The sequence below is a fragment of the Sorangium sp. So ce117 genome, assembly GCF_051524395.1.
Classification (GTDB): domain Bacteria; phylum Myxococcota_A; class Polyangia; order Polyangiales; family Polyangiaceae; genus Sorangium; species Sorangium cellulosum_B.
In genome coordinates, this window is the sequence record NZ_CP150309.1 from 3902753 (window position 1) to 3923388 (window position 20636).

The 20636-nt window shown below is 73.1% G+C and carries 19 protein-coding genes; 12 read left to right on the forward strand and 7 right to left on the reverse strand.

Going from position 1 to position 20636, the window contains the following annotated elements:
- Positions 1–61: 61 nt before the first annotated feature.
- Entirely contained in the window at positions 62–604 is a 543-nt protein-coding gene (locus tag WMF46_RS14655) for a hypothetical protein (RefSeq protein WP_437986179.1), read from the reverse strand.
- 71 nt (positions 605–675) lie between these two features.
- Here WMF46_RS14655 and WMF46_RS14660 point away from each other — a divergent pair, with 71 nt between their 5' ends.
- On the forward strand, positions 676–1221 hold the full coding sequence (locus WMF46_RS14660) for a DUF4123 domain-containing protein (RefSeq protein WP_437909076.1): 546 nt from the start codon (positions 676–678) through the stop codon (positions 1219–1221).
- A gap of 25 nt (positions 1222–1246) precedes the next feature.
- Complete coding sequence (locus WMF46_RS14665) at positions 1247–1921, forward strand: hypothetical protein (RefSeq protein ID WP_437986180.1); 675 nt, start codon at positions 1247–1249, stop codon at positions 1919–1921.
- A 26-nt stretch (positions 1922–1947) separates the two neighbouring features.
- Here WMF46_RS14665 and WMF46_RS14670 read toward each other — a convergent pair whose 3' ends face one another.
- On the reverse strand, positions 1948–2373 hold the full coding sequence (locus tag WMF46_RS14670) for a CBS domain-containing protein (RefSeq protein WP_437986181.1): 426 nt from the start codon (positions 2371–2373) through the stop codon (positions 1948–1950).
- Between the two features lie 390 nt (positions 2374–2763).
- Here WMF46_RS14670 and WMF46_RS14675 point away from each other — a divergent pair, with 390 nt between their 5' ends.
- From WMF46_RS14675 to rnk, 6 genes are all read left to right on the forward strand, one after another.
- Positions 2764–3303 (forward strand): LEA type 2 family protein, encoded by a 540-nt coding sequence (locus tag WMF46_RS14675; protein ID WP_437552539.1) that lies wholly within the window; start codon positions 2764–2766, stop codon positions 3301–3303.
- Positions 3304–3843: 540 nt separating this feature from the next.
- Positions 3844–4809 (forward strand): sigma-54 interaction domain-containing protein, encoded by a 966-nt coding sequence (locus WMF46_RS14680; protein WP_437986182.1) that lies wholly within the window; start codon positions 3844–3846, stop codon positions 4807–4809.
- Position 4810: 1 nt separating this feature from the next.
- The gene (locus WMF46_RS14685) at positions 4811–5962 is read left to right on the forward strand and encodes an HlyD family secretion protein (RefSeq protein WP_437986183.1); all 1152 of its coding nucleotides are present in this window, start codon (positions 4811–4813) and stop codon (positions 5960–5962) included.
- Complete coding sequence (locus WMF46_RS14690; protein ID WP_437986184.1) at positions 5959–8751, forward strand: ATP-binding cassette domain-containing protein; 2793 nt, start codon at positions 5959–5961, stop codon at positions 8749–8751. Before WMF46_RS14685 ends, WMF46_RS14690 begins: the two co-directional genes overlap by 4 nt.
- Positions 8748–10859: an ATP-binding cassette domain-containing protein gene (locus WMF46_RS14695; RefSeq protein WP_437986185.1), complete on the forward strand. Its 2112-nt coding sequence runs from the start codon at positions 8748–8750 to the stop codon at positions 10857–10859. Before WMF46_RS14690 ends, WMF46_RS14695 begins: the two co-directional genes overlap by 4 nt.
- Positions 10860–11215: 356 nt before the next feature.
- On the forward strand, positions 11216–11638 hold the full coding sequence (rnk, locus tag WMF46_RS14700; protein ID WP_437552561.1) for a nucleoside diphosphate kinase regulator: 423 nt from the start codon (positions 11216–11218) through the stop codon (positions 11636–11638).
- A 175-nt stretch (positions 11639–11813) separates the two neighbouring features.
- On the opposite strand, the gene WMF46_RS14705 is transcribed toward rnk, so the two are convergent.
- Positions 11814–11966 (reverse strand): hypothetical protein, encoded by a 153-nt coding sequence (locus WMF46_RS14705; protein WP_437986186.1) that lies wholly within the window; start codon positions 11964–11966, stop codon positions 11814–11816.
- A 287-nt stretch (positions 11967–12253) separates the two neighbouring features.
- On the opposite strand from WMF46_RS14705, the gene WMF46_RS14710 reads away from it, so the two are divergent.
- Genes WMF46_RS14710 through WMF46_RS14720 form a run of 3 tightly spaced genes read left to right on the forward strand, consistent with a single transcriptional unit; the run spans position 12254 to position 14613 of the window.
- Positions 12254–12907: a hypothetical protein gene (locus WMF46_RS14710; RefSeq protein ID WP_437986187.1), complete on the forward strand. Its 654-nt coding sequence runs from the start codon at positions 12254–12256 to the stop codon at positions 12905–12907.
- Positions 12904–13917 carry a hypothetical protein gene (locus WMF46_RS14715; protein ID WP_437986188.1) on the forward strand — a complete coding sequence of 338 codons (1014 nt, stop codon included), beginning with the start codon at positions 12904–12906 and terminating at the stop codon, positions 13915–13917. The genes WMF46_RS14710 and WMF46_RS14715 overlap by 4 nt, the downstream gene beginning before the upstream one ends.
- A 3-nt stretch (positions 13918–13920) precedes the next feature.
- Positions 13921–14613, forward strand: a complete 693-nt coding sequence (locus WMF46_RS14720) for a glycine-rich domain-containing protein (RefSeq protein WP_437986189.1) — start codon at positions 13921–13923, stop codon at positions 14611–14613.
- A gap of 26 nt (positions 14614–14639) precedes the next feature.
- On the opposite strand, the gene WMF46_RS14725 is transcribed toward WMF46_RS14720, so the two are convergent.
- The 3 genes from WMF46_RS14725 to WMF46_RS14735 all read right to left on the reverse strand — a co-directional run bounded on the left by WMF46_RS14725 (position 14640) and on the right by WMF46_RS14735 (position 17562).
- Complete coding sequence (locus tag WMF46_RS14725; RefSeq protein WP_437986190.1) at positions 14640–15449, reverse strand: class I SAM-dependent methyltransferase; 810 nt, start codon at positions 15447–15449, stop codon at positions 14640–14642.
- A gap of 82 nt (positions 15450–15531) precedes the next feature.
- Positions 15532–16932: a hypothetical protein gene (locus tag WMF46_RS14730; RefSeq protein WP_437986191.1), complete on the reverse strand. Its 1401-nt coding sequence runs from the start codon at positions 16930–16932 to the stop codon at positions 15532–15534.
- 309 nt (positions 16933–17241) lie between these two features.
- Entirely contained in the window at positions 17242–17562 is a 321-nt protein-coding gene (locus WMF46_RS14735; RefSeq protein ID WP_437986192.1) for a hypothetical protein, read from the reverse strand.
- 522 nt (positions 17563–18084) lie between these two features.
- Between WMF46_RS14735 and WMF46_RS14740 the strand changes: the two genes are divergently transcribed.
- A complete protein-coding gene (locus WMF46_RS14740; RefSeq protein ID WP_437986193.1) occupies positions 18085–19584 on the forward strand; it encodes a M14 family metallopeptidase in 1500 nt (499 codons plus the stop codon).
- Between the two features lie 19 nt (positions 19585–19603).
- Here the strand turns inward: WMF46_RS14740 and WMF46_RS14745 are convergent, their stop codons facing one another.
- Positions 19604–20467 carry a PAS domain-containing protein gene (locus WMF46_RS14745; protein WP_437986194.1) on the reverse strand — a complete coding sequence of 288 codons (864 nt, stop codon included), beginning with the start codon at positions 20465–20467 and terminating at the stop codon, positions 19604–19606.
- Positions 20468–20636 lie beyond the last annotated feature (169 nt).

Consider the following 20636-nt stretch of genomic DNA (forward strand, 5'->3'; position numbering starts at 1 on the left):
TGGGCCGACGGTACCACCACTCCGGCAAATTGGATTCGGTCAGGCGCGGCGCTCCGCGCCGTCAGGGGGCGCGCGGGCTGTCCGCGATGAACGGGAGCCCTGCCGCGGCCGCGTCCCGGAACGCCTGGGCCGAGGCGGCGGCCCGCTGCATGCACGGCCAGCACGGCTCTGCCTGCGCATCGTCGGGCTCCTCCACCGGCGCTGCCGCGGCGCGCGGGCGCTGGGCCGGGACCGCCGCGGCGGGCGAGGGCGCGGGCTGGGCCAGGTCCTTCCCGGAGCCACCCTGGTCCGGGGCCTCCGCGACGTGCACGTGCCCCGCCGCGAGCGCGGCCGCGAGGTGGTCGATCACCTCGCGATCGTCCGGCGATATCGAGAGCCAGGGCCGATCCTCGCGGAGGAACCGCCGCAGATCGTGCAGGATCTCGGCGCGCGCGCAGAGCGAGGCGATGGTGCGCCGCGCCGCGAGCCGATCTCCGCGAAGCGGCACGCGATCGCCCTGGGGCGGCTCTTCCCACGACCAGAAGAGATCGATCCACCGCTCCTCGCCCGGCCTCGCGGGCCCGCCGCCCTCCGGCGAGACAAGGTCGAGAAAACGCTCGTTCAACCGCAGCCGCAGCACGGAGGCAGGTTATCATGCCCGGGGCCGCGCCGGGCGGCCTCGCCGCGAGGTGATGGATGGATGACGCCGCGCTCGATCGAATCGTTCAGCACCTCTGGGGCGCGGAGGCGGACCTGGTCTACGCCGTCCTCGACGGCGCGCGCGACACGGCGATCTCCGGCTCGGTGCGCTCCTCGGACCTGCCGCACTGCTGCCTCCTCGCGGGCGAGCTGGGCCCGGAGCTGGCCCAGGTGGCGCCCTACCTGGTGAGGCTCCAGCGATCGGGGGAGTTCACGCGACGCCTGCTCCGGCTCGGGTGGGGGAAGAGCTGGGGTATCTTCCTCGCCACGCCGTCTCCCCTCGAGACAGTGCGGCGGCACCTGCGCCGGCTGCTCCGTGTCCTGGGTCCGGACGGAGCCGCCATGTTCTTTCGCTACTACGACCCGCGGGTATTGCGCACCTACCTGCCCACGTGCAACGCCGGGGAGCTCGGCGAGGTGTTCGGTCCTGTCCTTCGTTACGCGGTCGAGGGCGAAGACACCGGGGAGCTCGTCGTGTTCCGGCGCGCCGGGCCCGAGCTCGCGCGCTCCGTGGTCGACCTCCGGGCGGCCGCGCCGGCGTGAAGCCGAAGCGCGGCCCTGTTGCTCCATGCGCGTGTCGTTCGCGTCGACGCAAGAAATGCAGGTCGCTGCCCACGATCCCGGCCGCGGATCCTCGGCAACGCCACCTTGCCAGCCCGCGATGAAGCCCGGCGGGACGTCGGCGCGCGGGTTGCACGTCGTGAGTCCAGTGCGACCAACGCTTTTCGAGATCGTGGTCAAGACGGCCGTGACCCACTCTGTCACCTACACCATCGTGGGTCTTCTGGCGTCTTCGCTGCTCGATTATACGCGGTTCTTCGCAGAGTCCAGCCTGAACCTCCTGATGCGGCCGACGAGCGATCCCTGGGTGATGGCGGGGCCGCTCTTTCAGCCCATCCGGGGAGTGATGTTCGGGGGGCTCTTCCATCTGCTGCGCGAGCCGCTCTTCGGGAAGAGGAACGGGTGGCTGGTGATGTGGATCGCCCTGGTGGTGATAGGCATCCTTGGCACGTTCGGACCGGCTCCGGGATCCATCGAGGGGATGGTCTATACGACGTTGCCGACATGGGTCCACCTCAGGGGTCTTCCAGAGGTTCTCCTGCAGTCCCTGTCTCTGTCGCTGCTGCTGTCAACCTGGGTCCATCATCCGGAGAAGAGATGGTTGCGCTGGACGATGGGAATTTCCTTCTCGGTGCTGCTGTCGTTGCCCGTCATCGGCCTGCTGGTAGGTCAGCCACGGTAGCCGAGCTCACCGCCCTGAAGCGGCGGTCACTCCTCCCTGAGGAGCCCGCGAAAGATGTCCACATAACTGACGATGCCGACCAGCGCGCCTTCTCCGTCGACGACCGGGAGCGCGCCGATCTTGTTGTCGAGCATGAGCTCCATGAGCTCGGTGACGTCCGCGTCCGGACTGGCGCTCACGACATTGCCGCTCATGATCGTGGACACCGGCGCGCCGGCCTTCCGCGGCGCTGCGCCGACCACCGCGGTGTCCTCGGCGTAGGGCGACTGGAGCGCGCGCAGGTCGCGATCGCTGAGCATCCCGACCAGCTCACCCTGCTCGTCGACGACCGGCACGTGGCGGAAGTCCATCGTCTGGAGCACGTTCACCGCCTCGCCGATGGGGTCGTCGACCCGCACGGTCCGGGGGTTCTCGGTCATGAGCTCGGCGGCGCAGATCTTGGGCAACGGCATCACATGCACATTTGAAGCAACTTCCGGACCCGTCGATCCTTCGATGATGTCGAGCTCGCCGGATGCGCGAGCGGCCCCATCCGCCGGCCCGGCGACGCCGCCGAGGGCCTCTCCGAGGCGCGCGACACGACGCGACACGACACGATGATATAGGCGTTCGGCGGCGGGAGCCTCCGAGGGGTGGCGCGAGAGATCGTCTCTGGCCGCGATGAACACCGGCCGGTCGTGGATGCGCGGCGTGGCCTTGGCTGCTGAGCGCGCATCGTGCGACAGCCACACGGCATGCGACCTCCCGTCGTGATCCGAGCTCTCCGCGCACCGCCGTTCGCCGCGCCCGCCCCGCCACGCCGCGAGGTGACGGCGTGGCCCTGCGCGGCTAAGCTCGCGCTCGTGCCGTTTCCCCGGAAGACCAACCCCCTGCGCCGCCTGCCCGCGCTCGCGCTCGCGCTCGCAGCGCTGACGGCGATCGCCGGCGCCGCGTGCGTCAGCAAGCCGACGATGCAGCTCGACCACGCCGAGATCACAGGGATCCGCATCGCCTTCCCGCCGAGCCTCGGCATCCTCATGACGATCGTCGTCAACGTCCACAACCCGAACTCGTACGACGTCGCTGTCCGCGCGGTGCGCGGTCAGGTCGTGCTCGCCGGCCGCTACCCGCTGGCTGTCGACTTCCGGGCCGACGGCGACGGCGTGTGGCTCGCTTCCGACCGCACGACCCAGGTCCGCGTCCCGGTGAGCGTCCCCGTCGATCTGGGCTTCCAGCTGCTCCGCGAGACGCTCACGTCGCCCGTCATCCCGTACCGCTTCAGCGGCCGGGCGGACGTCACCGCGACGCGCACCTTCCGGCTCGAGGCCGACGACTACTCGATCGACGATCACGGCGTCGTCGCCCGCAACCAGATCGAGACCGCCCTCGGCATTCTGCGATAACACCCGCCGCGGCCGGAGGCCGCCGGCGGCACCCTGGCGGCCCACGGGGCGCCCCCGCGCGGACGAACACGCGCTCGGTCTCCGGCGAGGACCACGCGCCGCGGTGCCCGCGTCGCCGTGGCGCGCGACGTGCCGAGGTTGCGCAAGTCGCGCCGACGCGGCGCGGCTGCCCTCGACGTCGGCGCCCGCGCTGGCCGGCCGGCCAGATCGACGCTCGACGCAATGACAGTCCATGACAGCGGCGCGCCCGCGCCGTGAGCGTCTCCCTCCTTCCTGGTGGCGGCTCCCGCCATCAGGTGGAGGCTCCGGCCTCCAGGCGGCACGGCGAGCCCCGACGCGCAGCCTCCGCGCGGGACATCCTGCGCGTCCTGCTCGCTCTCCTCGGCGGTGCCTCGCGCCGCCACGGAGCACGCGGGATCCGGGCCAGTCCGTTCATCGATGGATCGGCGTGTTGGCCACCGACTTGCTTCGGCTCGCTCCTGAACTCGGTCGCACTTGCGACACACGCGTCCCGCGCCTTCGGCGCGAGGGGGAGCTTTCATGGTGGATGGCTGTTCCAGCGGTTTTCTCGCGCTCGATCCGGAGATGAGGCGCCTGCGCGAGGCCCTCGAGACCGTGGCGCCCACGCCGCTTCCGGTCCTGATCCTCGGCGAGACCGGGACGGGGAAAGAGGTGGTGGCGGAGTGGATCGCCGGCATGTCGGGGCATCCCCGCGAGCGCTTCGTGAAGGTCAACTGCGCGAGCCTGTCGGAGTCGCTCGTCGAGAGCGAGCTCTTCGGCCACGAGCGCGGCGCGTTCACCGGGGCGGTGGCGCCGCGCGAAGGGCTGTTCGAGGCCGCCCACGAGGGCACGCTCTTCCTCGACGAGGTGGGGGAGCTGTCCCCGCGCACGCAGGCGAAGCTGCTCCGCACGCTGGAGTACGGCGAGATCGTCCGCGTCGGGAGCACGCGCCCGCGGCGCGTGGACGTCCGGGTGATCGCGGCGACGCACCGCGATCTCGAGCAGATGGTGCGGGAGGGGAGCTTCCGCCAGGACCTCTACTTCCGCCTCAACGCGATCACCCTGCGGATCCCGCCGCTCCGGGCCCGCACCTCCGAGATCCTGCCGCTCGCGGCGCTCTTCGCGGCGCGCCTGTCGCAGCGGCTAGCGCGCCCGGCGCCGCCGCTCGCGAAGGAGGCGACGGACGCGCTGCTCTCGCACGCCTGGCCGGGGAACGTCCGGGAGCTGCGCCACGTGGTCGAGCGCGCGGTCGTGATGTCGAAGGGCGGGACGATCGGCGCGGACCACCTGATGCTGGAGGCGCCGCGGGCGCCGGTCGAGGCCGGGATCAAGGGCGATCTGCGCTCCTTCGAGCGAGACCGCATCGTCGCCGCGCTCGAGCAGGCCCGCCAGAACCAGACGCGGGCCGCCGAGCTGCTCGGCGTGTCGCGGCGCACGCTCACCAACAAGCTCAACGCGTACGGCATCGCGCGGCCCCGCAAGAAGGTCGCGCTGGAGGAGTGCTGACGTGGCCTCGCCGTTCTTCCGCACGATGCGGTCGCTCGAGATCGAGCGCGGTCCGAGGACGTGGATCCGCCTCGCCGTGATCCTCGCCGTCCTCGGCGCCTGGGCGGGCTGGATGCACGCGGCGCGCGTCTCCGTCTACGCGACGACCGGGAAGGCGCGCCTGGAGGTCAGCCGGATGGCCCACCGCGTGGCCGCCGCCGAGCCCGGGCGCGTGTCGGTGCTGCAGGTCTCGCTCGGCCGCCACGTGGAGCAAGGGGAGGTGCTCGTCGAGCTGGACGCGGCCGTCGAGGAGCGGCGCCTGGAGGAGGAGCGCACGAGGGCGGCCGCGCTCGCGCCGAAGATCGAGGCGCTGCAGCACCAGATCGCGGTCGAGGAGGAGGTGCGCGCGTGGCAGGTGAAGCTGTCCGACGCCTCGGTCGCGCGCGCCAGGATCGACCTGCGCCAGCGGGATCTCTCCGCCGCGCACGGCGAGGAGCTCCGCGCGATCTCCGAGCGCCTGCACGACGAGCGGCTCGCGTCGACGGCCGACCACCTCGAGGCGAAGAGCCGCGCCGCCGACGAGCACATCAAGGCGGAGGGGGCGCGCGCCGATGTCCGGCGGCTCTCGGTCGCGGGGCGCCACGACGAGCGGCAGACGGCGGCCCGCCTCGCCGAGCTGGCCCGCGCGCTCGGGGATCTGGTGGCCGAGCAGCAGGCGGCCGACGCGGCGGTGCACACGGCGCTCGCGCAGATCGAGCGGCGCAAGGTCCGCGCGCCCATCGCGGGGAAGCTCGGGAACATCGCGGCGCTCCAGGTGGGGGACGTGCTCAAGCCGGGCGACCTCGTGGCGACGGTCGTCCCGGGCGACGACCTCCACGCCGTCGCGCTCTTCGCGCCGTCCGACGCGGTGGGGCGCGTCGTCCCCGGGCAGCGGGCGCGGATGCGCCTCGACGGGTTCGCGTGGACGCAGTTCGGCATGATCGAGGGGGAGGTCTCCCACGTCGCGAGCGAGCCGTACGACGGCGCGATCCGCGTCGAGCTGCTCGTGCGGCCGGAGAGCGCGGCGTCGATCCCGGTGCAGCACGGGATGCCGGGGACCGCCGAGGTCGAGGTGGAGCGCGTCTCGCCGTGGGCGCTCCTCCTGCGCGCCGTGGCGCCGGGAGGTGCGCGATGAAGCGCGCGTTCCTCGTCCCCGAGGTGCTGCAGGCGTCGCTCATGGACTGCGGCCCCGCCGCGCTCAAGGCGGTGCTGCAGGGGTTCGGCGTCGACGTGCACTACGAGTGGCTCCGCGACCGCTGCCAGACGGACGTGGACGGGACGTCGATCGACGCGCTCGCCGCGCTCGGGCAGGAGCTCGGGCTCGCGACCGCCGAGGTGGTGGTCCCCCACGACAGCTTCCTCCTGCCAGAGGCCGACTGCCTGCCCGCGATCGTGGTCAAGCGCGGCGCGGGCGGCGCGCTCCACTTCGTGGTCGTCTGGCGCCGGCTCGGGCCGTTCGTGCAGATCCTCGACCCAGGCAGCGGGCGCCGCTGGGTGCGCGCTGAGCGCTTCATGGAGGACATGCCGCACTTCCCGATCCCGATCTCGGTCGATCGGTGGCGGCGGTGGGCGTCGTCCGCCGACTCGCTCGGCCCGCTCCGCGCGAAGCTGCGCGCGCTGCGCGCAGACGGGGAGGCGCTGATCGCCCGGGCCGACGCGGACCCGGGGTGGCGGCCCTTCGCGGCGCTCGACGCCGCGGTGCGGATGGTGGCGCGCCTCGTCCGCGGCGGCGCGATCGCGCGCGGGGGCGAGGCGCAGCGCGTGCTCGAGGGCGTCTTCGAGCGCGCCCTCGCCGGGGAGGCGGGCGCCATCCCGAAGGGGTTCTTCTGGGCCACGGAGGGCAAGGCACCGGGGAAGCTCCTCGTGCATGGCGCCGTCATCGTTCACGTCGGCCCGCGTCGCCCGCGTCAGGGCGGCGCGGGCGAGGCCAGCGCGGCCGCGCCCGCGCCTAGGTCCTCGGCTGTCGCGCCGCCGCCGAGCTACCGCGGCAGCGCCGCGCCCGAGGCCGCGCGCGCGGCCACGCCGGACCGGCCCGCGCCGCGCGCGAGCGCGACCGCGGCGCTGCCGGCGTCCGTTCGCCGGGAGCTCGAGCTGCCGACGCCATCCCCCTCGCGCCTGTTCTTCTGGATGCTGCGCGCCGACGCGGGCGGGGCGCTCGCGCTCGTCGGGCTGGCGCTCGCGGCGAGCGCGGCCATCGCGGCGATCGACGTGGTCGTCCTCCGCGGGCTGTTCGACGCGGTGAAGAGCGTCACCGTCGCGTACCAGCGCGCGCTCGGGCTCCTCGCCCTCGTCGCGTTCGCCGCCGGGGGCCTGGCGCTCGAGATCTTCGTGGCCCACGCCGTCTCGCGCCTCGGGCGCGCCCTCGAGGTGCGCTTCCGCGCCGCGTTCCTGGAGAAGCTGCCGCGGCTCGAGGATCGCTACCTGCGCAGCCGGCCGACCTCGGACATGACCGCGCGGGGCCACGCGATGCACCTGATGCGCGAGGCCCCGGCGCTCTTCGCCCGCATCGCGCGCGCGGCGCTGTCGTTCGCCGCGACGCTCCTCGGGGTCGTCTGGCTCTACCCGGGCGGCGCGTGGCTGTCGCTTGTGGCGGCGGCGGTCGCGCTCGCCGCGCCGTACCTCGCGCGGCGGCCGCTCGTGGAGAGCCTCATGCGCCTGCGCACGCACGCGGCGTCGCTCGAGCGGTTCTACCTCGACGCGCTGCTCGGCGTCGTGCCCATCCGCGTCCACGGCGCGGAGCGGGCGGTGCGGCGCGAGCACGAGGCGCTGCTCGTCGAGTGGGCGCGGACGGGCCGGCTCGTGCACGCGCAGTCCACCGCCATGCAGGCCGCCCAGGGGATCGCGAGCACGGCCGTGGCGGTCGCGATCGTCGGGGGCTACGTCGCCTCCGGCGGCCCCGCCGCGGCGCTGCTCCTGCTCGTGTTCTGGTCGCTCCGCCTCCCCGCGGCGGCGCAGGAGCTCGTCGCGGCGCTGCTCGGCTGGAAGAACGTGCGCAACGCGTCCGTGCGCCTCTTCGCGCCGCTCGCGGCGCCGGAGATGGACCTGCCCCGCGCGCCCGCCGAGGACGCCGACGACGCGACGCGCGCCGCGCAGGGCGCCGCGCCGGCCGCCGCGTGCGCCACGTCGATCGACCTCCGGGGCGTGAGCGTGAAGGCGGGAGGGCACACGCTCCTGTCCGATGTCTCGCTGAGCGTCCCGGCGGGGGCACACGTGGCGATCGTGGGGGCGTCGGGCGCGGGGAAATCGTCGCTGCTCTCGCTGCTCCTCGGGTGGCTGCGGGCGTCCGGGGGGGAGGTGCTCGTCGACGGGCGCCCCTTCGACGACGCGGCGGTCGAGCGCCTGCGCCGCACGACCGCGTGGGTGGACCCGGCGATCCAGCTCTGGAACCGCACGCTCCTCGAGAACATCACCTACGGCCACGCCGGCGACGCCCTCGCGCGCGTGCCCCTGTCCATGAGCCAGGCCGAGCTCACCGGCGTCCTGGAGAGCCTGCCCGACGGCTTGCAGGCGGCGATCGGCGAGGGGGGCGCGCGCCTGTCGGGCGGGCAGGGGCAGCGCGTCCGCCTCGCGCGGGCGCTCATGAAGGGCGACGCGCGCCTCGTGCTCCTCGACGAGCCGTTCCGCGGGCTCGAGCGCGAGCGGCGCCGGGAGCTGCTCGCGCGCGCGCGGGAGCACTGGGGGCGCTCGACGCTCGTCCTCGTCAGCCACGACGTCATGGACACACTCGGCTTCGACCGCGTGCTGGTCGTCGAGGGGGGCAGGGTCGTCGAGGACGGCGCGCCGCACGAGCTCATGGATGACCCGCGGAGCCGCTACCGCGCGCTCGCCGAGGCCGACGCGCGGGCGCGCGACGAGGTCTGGTCGAAGGAGCGCTTCCGGAGCGCGACGATGGAGGGCGGCCGGCTCCTCCAGGGGGCGGCGTGAAGGCGGGCGAGGCCGGACAGGCCGCGCTGGCGGGGCTTGCGTGGCAGCCGTCCGCGCTCGGCCACGCGATGAGCGCGCTCACGGCCGCGTGCGGGCTCGCGAGCGGCGCGGCGCCGTCGCCCGGCGCGCCGCCGGAGGGCGACCCCACCGCGTGGATCGAGGCGTACGCGGGGTGCATGGGCGTCGAGGCGGAGGCCGTCCAGTGCAGCTTCGCCGAGCTCGCGCGCGCGCTCCCGTCCCTCGGCCCCTCGATCGTCCGCGTCGAGCAGGGCTACCTCGCTGTGATGTCCGCGGGCCGGCGGGGGCTCTCGGTGCTGACGCCGGCGCTCACGCCGGCGCGGATCCCGCTGGAGACGGTGCGCCGGGCGCTCACCGCCCACCTCGAGGATCGCCCCGCGTCGCACGTCGACAAGTGGCTCGCCGCGGCGCGCGTCCCGCCGCGGCGCGCCGCGCGGGCGCGCGACGAGCTGCTCTCCCAGCTCGTCGCGGATCGCCCCATCGACGGCGTGTGGCTGCTGCGCCCCGATCCGGGGTCGAGCTTCCGGCGCCTGCTCTCGAGGCGCGGGGTGCTCCGCCGGGGCGCGATCTTCCTCGCGGCCGCCGCTTTGCAGATTGCGCTCGGCGTCTTCGCCTGGTGGCTGATCGGCGCGGGCGCGCTCGACGGCGACGTGCAGCCGGGGTGGCTGCTCGCGTGGGTGCTCCTGTCGCTCTCGGCGCTCTTCGTGCAGCTGTTCGCCTCGTTCACGGGGGGCATGCTCACGATCGACGTCGCCGCGCTCCTCAAGCAGCGCCTGCTGTGCGGCGCGCTCCGCCTGGATCCGGCGACGATCCGGGCGCGCGGCTCGGGCGAGCTGCTGGCGATGGTCTCGGAGTCCGAGGCGGTCGAGACGGCCGGGCTCGGCGGCGCGCTCGGGGCGATCGTCGCGCTCGTGCAGCTCGCGAGCGCCGCGGCGGTCCTCGCCGCCGGCGCCGGCGGCGGCCTCCACGTCGCGCTGCTCCTCGGGTGGACGCTCTCCGTGGCGCTGCTCGGGCGCCGCTTCGCCCGGGAGCGGGCGGCGTGGACGGGCGAGCGGTTCGCGATCACGAGCGGCTTCGTGGAGCACGTCGTCGGGCACCGGACGCGCGTCGCCCAGCAGGCCTCGCAGCTCCACCACCTGGAGGAGGACGCGGCGCTCGAGCGCTACCACCGCGCCGCGCGCGGAATGGATCGCGTGGGGGATCTCCTTGCGTCGCTCCCGGCGCGCGGGTGGCTCGCGCTCGGGCTGCTCGGCCTGGTCCCGGCGGTCCTCGGCGGGGTGGGCGTGGGCCCGCTCGTCGTCGCGACCGGCGGCATCCTCCAGGCGCAGGCCGCGTTCGCGACGCTGGCGACGAGCCTCGGCGCGCTGCTCTCGGCTGCGGTGTCGTGGCGCTCGATCGCGCGGCTTTTTGCGGCGGCCGAGGGCCGCGAGCCCGCAGGGATCCCGCAGGCCGTGCTCGGGCGCTCCGCGGCGTCGGACGTGGTGATCGAGGCGCGGGGCGTGTCGTTCCGCTACGACGGGGAGCGCGGCGAGCCCGTCCTCCGCGGCTGCGACCTGGTCCTCTCGAAGGGCGACCGGCTGCTGCTCGAGGGGCGCTCCGGCGGCGGCAAGTCGACGCTCGCGGCCGTGCTCAGCGGCCTTCACGCGCCGTCGTCGGGGCTCGTGCTGCTGCGCGGCCTCGACCGGCGGACGCTGGGCGGGGCGGCGTGGCGCAGCCGCGTGGCGAGCGCGCCGCAGTTCCATGACAACCACGTTCTCTCCGGGACGCTCGCGTTCAACCTGCTGATGGGCCGCGCGTGGCCCGCGTCGCCCGAGGACCGGCGGGAGGCGGAGGTCGTCTGCCGCAAGCTGGGGCTCGGGCCGCTGCTGGACAGGATGCCCTCGGGGCTCGATCAGGTCGTGGGCGAGACAGGGTGGCAGCTCTCGCACGGCGAGCGGAGCCGGCTGTTCCTGGCGCGCGCGCTGCTCCAGCGCTCGGACGCCGTGATCCTCGACGAGAGCTTCGGGGCGCTGGATCCGCTGACGGCCCGCGAGTGCGTCGGCGCCGTGCTGGAGCGGGCGCCGGCGCTGATCGTTATCGCGCACCCGTGAGCGTGAGGGAGCGGATGCTCCTCCCCTTGTCATGGCCTCTGGGGGGACCGTCGTGTTACGATGCCCATGGGATGAGCGCCTGCCTGCACCCCGTCGCGTCGCGTTCGTGGCCTTGCCGCGGCGCGCGTAGCGCGCTCATTCCCCTGCGATCCCGGCTCCTCTGCCGGAGGTCGCCCGCACGCTCGTAGGGGAGCGGCCTTCCGGCGTCTTTCGCTGGCCGCTCCCTGAAGGAAGCGGGCCTGGCGTCGAGGGCGCCTGAGCGGGCGACCTGGGCGAGCACTCACGCCGTCCAGCTCGCCGGCGCGGACCCTCGGCCAAGCCCGGATCGCACTGACGACACAAGGAGATCCCAGCTCATGGCACCTCACACGAATCCCATCGTCCTCACCGAATTTGACCGCGATCGCCTCGCGCGGCTGCTCGAGGCGCTGCGCGCGCGGCCCGGGGGAGACTCCCCGAACCTGGAGGCGCTCGAGATCGAGATCGAGCGCGCCGACGTCGTGAAGCCGGCGGATATCCCGCCGAACGTGGTCACCATGAACTCCAGGGTCGAGCTCTTCGATCTCGACACGGAGGAGCGGCTCTGCATGACCGTGGTGTTTCCCGGGATCGCCGACGTGAAGAGCGGCCGTATCTCGGTGCTCGCGCCGATGGGGCTCGCGCTGCTCGGCTGTCGAGAGGCCGACGAGGTGGAGTGGCCCACGCCGAGCCGCACCCGGCGGCTCCGGATCGAGCGCATCGTCTATCAGCCGGAGGCGTCGGGTCGCTTCGATCTGTGAACCTTCGGCGTGAGCGGCCGGCCTCGCCGGCGCATCGTGCGTCTTGAACCGTCTTGAACGCGAAAGGCCCGACGCTGCTCATCGCAGCGCGGGCCTCCGCGGTCGTATCGTCAGGTTCGAGGGGCCGGTCGCCGCGGGCTGCGGTCTTCGGCTCCTCGCGGGCCTCGTCGGCGTCTCAGCAGCAGCAGCCGGGCGGACAGGTGCAAACCGGCGCGGCAAGGCCCGCCTGGAGCTCCGTGGGGACCTCCACCGTCAGGCGCGCAGGGCGCTCCTCGACGATCTCCTGCTTCGACTCGACCTCGACCTCGACCTTGATCTGCTCGTTCATGGCGATTGCTCCGTAGATAGGTTGGTTATTTCATTCGGGGACTCGACGTCCCGCGAGGAGGGCTATTGCAGTCGCCGTGCCACGCCGTTTTGGGCGCGGTATCGGCCGCTTTGGCGCGGTATCGGCCGCGCTTGAGCAACCCCTTTCCCAATTGGGGAAATCCGTCTGGCATCGCCCTTCCCTTCCAACCAGCTTCCGGTGCGCCGAGCACCGAAAACGCCGATCTGGGCCCGTCCCCGAAGCGGGTGAGCGCCGCTCGGCACGAAGCTCGCAACGGGTCCGCGGTGATGGACACGTCAATCATCCCCGAACTGCTCTCCTTCCGTGCGCCGTGGCTCGAGGAGAAGCTCGTCAAGGACCGGATGGTCTCTTCCCGCGACGATGCGGCGCGGCTCTTCGACGAGGTGAAGAAATACATCTTCGTCTGCCGCGCAGACCGGACCCGGCAAGTCCCCATGTTCTCCCGCAGGGTCGACGAGGTCTGGCACCAGTTCGTCCTCTTCACCGAGGAGTACGCGGCGTTCGGCCATCGCTTCTTCGGCGAGTTCGTCCACCACACCGCCAACACGGCTCCTCGCGGCCCCGGATCGCGCCCCGAGATGACCCGCGCCGAGTTTCGCGCCGAGTACGAGGCGCTCTTCGGGCCCGTCTCCGCGGCGTGGAGCGACGAGCTCGCCGTGACGCCCGACACCCGGCTCATCCGCGTCACGTTCGGCCGCCCCATCTTCGTGCGGGTCGAGCAGGGGAGGGCGGAGCTCGTGTGGTCGCTGGAGCCGCCGCGCGTCCTCCTGCGCATCGACGCGTGGGCGAAGGACGCGCTGCAGTTCATCGTCGACTGCGATCACTTCTATGTCCGCGAGCTCCCCGGCCTCGAGGACAGCGAACGCGTGGCGCTCTGCCGTCCGCTCGTGAAGGGCGACTACCTCCGGATCGCGCCATGAGGCTCGCCGAGCTCACCGCCGTCTTCGGGCGGCTCGATTTCCCGGGCCCCGAGGGCCGCGGCCATCCGCCGCGCGATCACGTCCGCGCGGTCGAGGGCGCGGTCCGCGCCGGGCTCTCGGACGACGAGCTCCTGCTCGACCTCTTCGCGCTCGAGATCGAGCGTCGCGACGGCGCGCCGGATCTCGCGCCGTTCCACGTCCTCCCCGAGGTCGGCGTGCGCCTCGCGTTCGCGTACTGGCGGCCCGGGCGCGCGGCCGGCGCCCACGAGCACTCGGACTGGACGGTCACGGCGGTCGTCCACAACACGCTCGATGTCGCGACCTTCGACTGGGACGCCACGGCCCGCGCGCGGCGGCTCGTGCCGAAGCGGCTGTTCTCCGCGGAGGCCGGGCGGGTCGGTCACATCTACGGGCCGTGCATCCACGACCCGCGGAACCCGACGGGGAGCTGGTCCATCTCGCTGCACCTGTTCGGCCCTCACGACGGTCCGGTCATCGAGGCGCAGGTGGGCCCCATCGAGGGCCTGACCCCCATGGCGCGCCGGGCTGAGCCGGACGACGCGCTCTCGGCGGCGCTCGTCGCGCACGAGCGGGAGTGCGTTCGCCGGGCGCAGATCGACGCCCTCGAGCGCCGGGGCCCGCAGGCCGCCGCGCTCCTCGCGCGCCTCCACGCCCGCGGCGACGCGGGGACCCGGCGGCGCGCCGCCCGGTCGCTCGGCCGGACCGAGGCCCTCGGCGCGCACACCGTCCTCGCGCGCCGCTGGCCGGGCGTGGATCTCGACGCGGCGCCCCGCGCGGGCCGCGCCGAGCTCGTCGCCCGCTGCGGCGCGCGCGCCCAGGTCCTGCTCCGCGTCGACGCGTGGGCCGGGCCCGCCCTCCGCGCGGTGTCGGCCGCCCGGGAGCTCCGCCCCAGCGACATCCCCGGCCTCGCGGAAGCGGAGCAGCTCGCCCTCGCCCGCGCCCTCGTCGACTGGGGAACCTTTCAGCCCTTCGAAGCGCAGGAGAACTGACCCATGCAATCCACGCAATCCACGCAGCTCACGCAACCCGCGCAAACAGACGTCGTGACGCCGGGCGCGCCCAGGCGGCCTGATCTCTTTGCCTACCGGGCGCCGTTCGTCATCAGCAAGCTGCTCATGAACAAGACCGTGGCCACCGAGCGCGAGGCAGAGTCGCTGTTCCGGGAGCTCGTGCGTTATCTCTGGCTGGTCGACTCCGACCGCTCCCGCGCTTATCCGATGTTCTCGCTGCGCGTGGACGAGGCCTGGCACCAGTTCGTCCTCTTCACGATCGAATATGCCGACTTCTGCCAGCGCTTCTTCGGGCGCTTCCTGCACCATGCGCCGAGCAACGCGCCCGTCACGCACGCCTGCCGCGAGGCGACGTGGGACGAGTTCGCGGCCGCGTACAGCGCCCTGTACGGCAAGCCGCCGCCCGAGCTGTGGAGCGACGCTTCGTCCGTCTGCGGCCCTCGCCGCGTGGTCCGCGATCGCGAGGTGTCGGTCCGGCTGAGCGACGGCAAGGCGGAGCTCATCGACGGCGACGCGGTGCTCGTCCGCGTCGACGCCTGGGGCGAGCCTGCGCTGCGCTTCATCGCCCGGCACGGCATCTTCTACGTACGCGAGCTGCCCGGGCTGGACCTGGACGACCGGATCGCCCTCTGCCGGGCGCTCGTCGCGTCGCGGACGCTGCGCGTCGCTCCGTAGCCGGTGCGGCCGCGCTGCGACCGTCGCTACCGCGTGCCCACGCCCAGGAGGGCGGTCATCGAGAGCTGCTGAGGACCGTCGCCGAACCGCGCCTGCAGCCTGCCGAGGATCGCTTTGCCGAACGCTTCCCAGCGCTCGTCGCCCAGCTTGTCCCGCAGGAGCACCAGCGGCGCGTTCGTCCGGCAAACCGAGCGCCAGAACTCCTCGGTCGAGGGCGACTCGCGGGAGTGCTCCACCTCGCGCACCGAGACGTCCTGGAACCCGGCAGCTTCCATCTCGGCGCGGAACTCGCCTGGGTCTCCGAGCGGCGCCTTGCCCTCGCCGAAGGGCAGCCCGGGCAGCTCGGCGCCGATCCCCGAGAAGAGCTCGGCCAGGATGGGCGTCCTGTCCATCGGCGCCCAGCTCCCGACGACGGCGCGGCCGCCGGGACGCAGCACCCGGAGGAGCTCGCGGAAGCCGCGGTCGCGGTCGGGGAAGAACATCAGCCCGAACATCGAGAAGGCGGCGTCGAACGCGCCGTCCTCGAAGGGCAGCGCCATGCCGTCGCCGACGCGGGCGTCCACCGCGAGCCCCGCGCGCGCGGCGCGCTCGCGCAGCTGCTCGACCATCGCGGGCGCGAAATCGATCGCGGTCACGCGCGTCTCCCCGGCGGCGAGGAGGGACAGGGTGCCTGGCCCGGCGGCCACGTCGAGCACGCGGGCGCCCGGGCCGATGCCGGCGAGCCGGAGCGCGTCTGCGGCATACTTCTCGAAGTGAGGGACGATATCGGCCGCGTAGTCGTCGGCGACCATGTTCCACGCGACAGGGGTGGCGAGGGGGCTCGGGGGCTGGGTCATCGGCGACGGTGCTACCATGGGCGCGCCGAGCGGATCCAGCCGCGGGCGCCCCGGCGCGGCGTTTCCGCGGTCGGCGTGTTCTTCATCGCGCTGTGCCCTCCTGCGCCCGCTGCCGCGCCAGCACCTGCCCCGCGAGGAGAGCGATGTTGAGCAGCATCAGGTTCTCCGCCAGCTGCACGTGCCGCTGCTCTGGCAGGATGGATATCGACACCGCCGCCGTGAACAGCAGCGCGCTCCCCGCGCGCGCGAGCTGATAACCGCGGCGATGCCGTCTCGACAGCTGGAGCACGAGCGCCACGAGCGCGGCCGCCGCGAGGATCGGCTTGAGCACGGTGAGCGGCCGGCGGTAGGGGAGGGTGAAGGAGCGCGTCTCGTGCCAGGTCGACACGTCGATGCCGTAGATCTGCTTCACCGCCTGGTGCGCAGTGGACGCCGGGGTCAGCTTGACGTGCCGGTCCAGTCTGCCCACCGACAGCGTCGCTTCCCGGAGGTGGTCAAGCAGGATACTCCCAGCGTCGGCGGGTCTGTCGAGCGCCGCGCTGAGCGCGACGCGGCTCGCCCAGCGATCGAGCGCCGGCGGCGGGAGGTGGAGCTCGCGGGCGGCGATGGCCAGGGGGGATTCGTCATCCCACATCACGAAGTCGAAGCCGCGCAGGTTGCCGTCCCCGTGCTCCCGGAGGAGCGCGACGGAGCGCTCGTCCGGGGCGGCGTGCTCGGGCCGGATGAGGCGAGCGAGCATGCAATAGCGGTTGATTCCGGCCCAGCTCTCCATCGCCCAGGCGCCGCGATGACTCCGGTAATGGCTCATGTAGGCCAGCACGATCAGGCTGGCCGCCATGACGAAGGCGCAGGGGGCGAGCAGGCGGCGGGCGCGTTCGCCGGCGCTGGCGGTCGGGACGCGAAGGGCGCTGGCGATCGTGAGGGCGGCGAGCAGCCCACAGACCAGGAGACCCACCACCCTGACAGAGGCGCTCGCGCCGGCCGCGAGGCCCGCCGCGCCGAGCAGCCAGGGGGAGCCGCGGTGGGCTCCTTCGGCAGCGGCATAACCCGCGAGGGCGACGAGGAACAGGAACAGCGCCTCGGAGAGCACATGGGTCTCGAGCAGGAGGTTCGTGGGCCAGAACAGGCACAGCCCGAGCGCCGCGAGCGGCGCCCAGCCCGGGCGCGGCGCGAGCCGCCGGGCGATCCCGTAGAACAGCAGCGCCGTGATCAGGCCGAGGGTCAGCTGCGTCGCCTGGATGAGCCGGAGATCCGCGGAGATCGCCCGGAGCCCGCGCAGGAACCACGAGTAACCCTGCTGCCGGTCCAACGCCGGAGCCGCGCCCGGCAGCGAGCGGAAGAGATAGGTCCCGCTGTCGAACCAGACCCTCGGCTCCGGCTGCGCCGCGAACAGGGCGGCCCGCAAGGCAGCGCCCAGCGCGACCAGAGCCGCGGCGGCGCGCCGCTCCGGCGTGAACCAGCCTGTCCAGCGCACCGCTGTCACGCGTGCGCCGTGACCCCCACCGGTCCCTCCGAGCGCGGCGTGATCCGCGGGTCAGGGGTCTCGCAGAGCTTCGGGCGGCGGTGGGTGATGACGAGGCGCACGCAGGGGAGAAGGAGACCGAAAAGCTCTCGGGCGTGTCAAGCACCAGCCGCGCGCCCGGTGACGGGTCGACAGCGCATGCTTCATGCCGTCCGGGTTCGTCCCCTCGTATGTCCTGTTGCGAAGCTGGGAGCGCTCACGCCCTCGGGGCGAGGCGACGACAACCGCGCATTCGCGCGAGGGAGATGCCGTGATGAGGTGATGCGGAGATCACCGCGCCACCGCGCTCTCGCGCCGATTCGCCATGCGCGCCTGCGCCAGCGCCTTCGGCGCGCCTCTCGGGCCGGCGGGGCTCGCCGCCGCCTCCGACGAGCCTGGATCAGCGTCCGAGTCCGCGCCCTGCTCGTCATCCGCCTTGTCGGCGTCGGCCTCGGTCGCATCGTGGCGCGGCAGCACGGTCCTCGCGGTCGACACGAGCAGCACGCTGGTCAGCGCGACGACGCTCGCAGAACCGGCGACGAGCACCGCGATATGCATCATTGTGCGCTGGAGGAGGCTCCCTTCATTCAACTTCCGGAGGATCTTCAACATGGTGCTACCTGCCTCGTTCGCGAGCGCCCGCTCGCTGCCAGCGTCTGTGGGACATCTCCTGCGAATGCGAGGGTCGTGCCAGCATCCATCCGCTGGTACCTGCGCATGGATCGAGGGGCTTCTTGCGCCGCTCTGCCAAAGCTGACACGTCCGCCACCTGTACAATGGCTCATCCTGCCAAAATGACAATCCGTTCTTTGAGCGTCTTGCGTCGCGTCGCCACGTCGCCGCGTCGCCGCGTCGCCGCATGAACCGCGTTGCGTACCGAGCGCCGACCGCGCGCGCCGGCGACCGTGGCGACGGGAAGACATGCGTGTCTGACGCGCCTGCCGAGCCTTCCACGCTTTCGGGTCGCATCCTGTCCTGTCGATTTGACCAGCCTGCACGAGGACTCCGTCGCTTCGTCCACCACAACCACCACACGACCCCACGTGCGGGCTCTTCCGGCGGGGCGCGCCGCCGTCGCGCCGTCGTCGCCGATCACGGCCCCTTCCTGCGCGCGGCGGGGTAGAGATCGGGCCCATGCTGCTCACCCGCGCCGAAGCCACCGGATTCCGGGAGACCTCCCTGCACGCCGACGTCATGCGGTTCGTCCGCGCGCTCGAAGGCCGCAACGACCCGCGCCTGCACGTGACCACCTTCGGGACCAGCCCGGGCGGGCGGGAGCTGCCGCTGCTCGTGCTGTCCAAGGACGGCGTGCGATCCCCGGACGAGGCCCGCCGCGCCGGGCGCCCCGTGGTGCTGATGCTCGACGGGATCCACCCCGGCGAGGTGGAGGGCAAGGAGGCCAGCCTCGCGCTCGTCCGCGATCTGCTCGACGGCCGCCACCCCGACTGGCTCGACGCGCTCGTGCTCCTCGTCGTTCCGCTGTTCAACGCGGATGGCAACGACGCGCTCGATCCGCGGAACCGCCGCCTCGACCTCAGGAAGCTCACCGGCCAGCCAGGTCCCGTCGTCGGCACCCGCACCCAGAGCCAGGGCATCAACCTGAACCGCGACTACCTCCGCCAGGCCGCGCCCGAGATGCGCCTGCTCCAGCAGCGCGTGTGCATCCCCTGGGCGCCCGATCTCACGATCGACAACCACGCGACCAACGGGTCGGTGCACCGGTTCCACATGACGGTCGACGTGCCGCACACCATCGAGTCCGGCCGCCCCGAGCCGATCGCGATGGTGCGCGACCGCCTGGTCCCCGACGTGATCGCCGCCGTCCGGCGGCGCGGCTTCGAGAGCGGCTGGTACGGCAACTTCGTCGAGGACGAGCGGGTGCTCGACGCCGACGGCGAGGTCGATCCGGCGGCGCCCGTCGGCCTCGGCTGGATGACCTACCCGCACCATCCGCGGTTCGGCTCGAACTACCGCGGGCTCACGGGGCGGCTCGACCTGCTGCTCGAGTGCACCAGCTATCTCCCGTTCGAGGAGCGCGTCCAGACCGCCTCGGCGTGGCAGATCGAGGCCCTCTCCTGGGTCGCCGCCCACGCCGACGCGGTCCGCGAGGTCGTGGCCGCGAGCGCCCGGCCGCCGGAGCGCGTCGCGGTCCGGTACCGCCTCGAGCCGACGGGGACCCCTATCGACATCCTGACGCGCAGCCCGCGGGCGTTCGACGGCGAGCCGGTCACCCTGCGGATCCCGCACCACGCGCGGTTCGTCGGGACCACGGTGGTGGATCGGCCGCGGGCCTACCTCGTGCCGCCGGCGATCGCCGAGGCCCTGCGCCGGCACGGGCTCCGCGTCGAGCCGGCCGGGGGCGTCCACGACGTCGAGGTCGCCCGGGTGGCGTCGCTCGGCGCCGAGGGCGGACGGGCGATCCTGGAGGCGGCCCGGGTCGGTGAGGTGTCGGTGCGGTGGCGCGAGGAGGCCCGGCGGGCCCCCGAGGGCTGGTTCCAGGTCGACACCGAGCAGCCGCTCGGCGCGATCGCCGTGTACCTGTGCGAGCCGGAGAGCGACGACGGGGCGGTCGAGAACGGCCTTGTGGAGGCGCCCGCCCTCGGGGACGAGCACCCGGCGTGGCGGGTCCGGTGAGCCCGGAGGGGCCGGGCGGTCAGGGCTTCCTGGTCGCCATCGCGAACGCGATCCCGTGCGAGAGGTCGCGGCGCGTGACGATGCCGCTGAGCTCCGCCTCCAGGCCCATCAGCGCCTGAGCGACCTCGGGCCGGATGCCCGTCAACACCACCTCGACGCCGAGCAGCCGCACCGCCTGCGCGATCCGCGCGAGCGCGCTCGCCGCCGCCGTATCGAAGGCGGAGACACCCGTGAGGTCGACGATGCATACCTGCGCCCCCTTGTCGGAGATCTTGTGGAGGAGCGCCTCCGCCAGCTGGTGCGAGCGGCGCTCGTCCAGCGTGCCGATGATCGGCAGGACCAGCACCTCGTCGCAGATCGGGATGATCGGCGTCGACAGCTCGCGAAGTGCGGCAGACTGCACGCGCAGCCGCTCCTGGAGCTCCTTCTGCCTGGTGATGACCTCGGTGAACATCATGATGCCGCCGATCTCGCCGCGCTCGTCGTGCCACGGGAAGACCTGCCAGCGCACCCACTCGATGCGCCCGTCGGCCCGCTGGAACGGGTCTTCCTCGCGGCGCTCGCTCGCGCCTGCGAGGCAGCGCTGATGGATGTCTCTCCATCGCTGCGGGATCTCGGGGAAGACCTCGTAGTGCGAGAGGCCGATGAGCTCGCCCGGCGGAAGGCCGTAGTCTTCGAGCCAGCGCCTGCTCGTCAGCAGGTAACGCATGTCGCGGTCGAACAACGCTACCGCCGCCGGCATGTAGTTTGTCAGGAGTCGCAGGTATTCTTCGATCCGTCCCACCCTCGCGTCGCGACGAATCATGTCCTTCTCGAGCGCGCGCACTCGCTGGCGCAGCCGCTCGATCTCCGCGACGAGCTCCTCGTGCTCCCGTCCCTGCATGGCGCAGCTCCCCCTGTGTTGCCCCGGGCGCGCTCGCGCTCTCGCGCGTCGTCGCGAGTCTATAACGACGCCGGCCCACGCCCGCAGCCCGTCGCGCGGCTCTTGCCGCCGCCCCGCTTCGCGGCGCAAGCTGCGCGCATGGCGCCCCCCTCGACACCGCCGGCCCCCG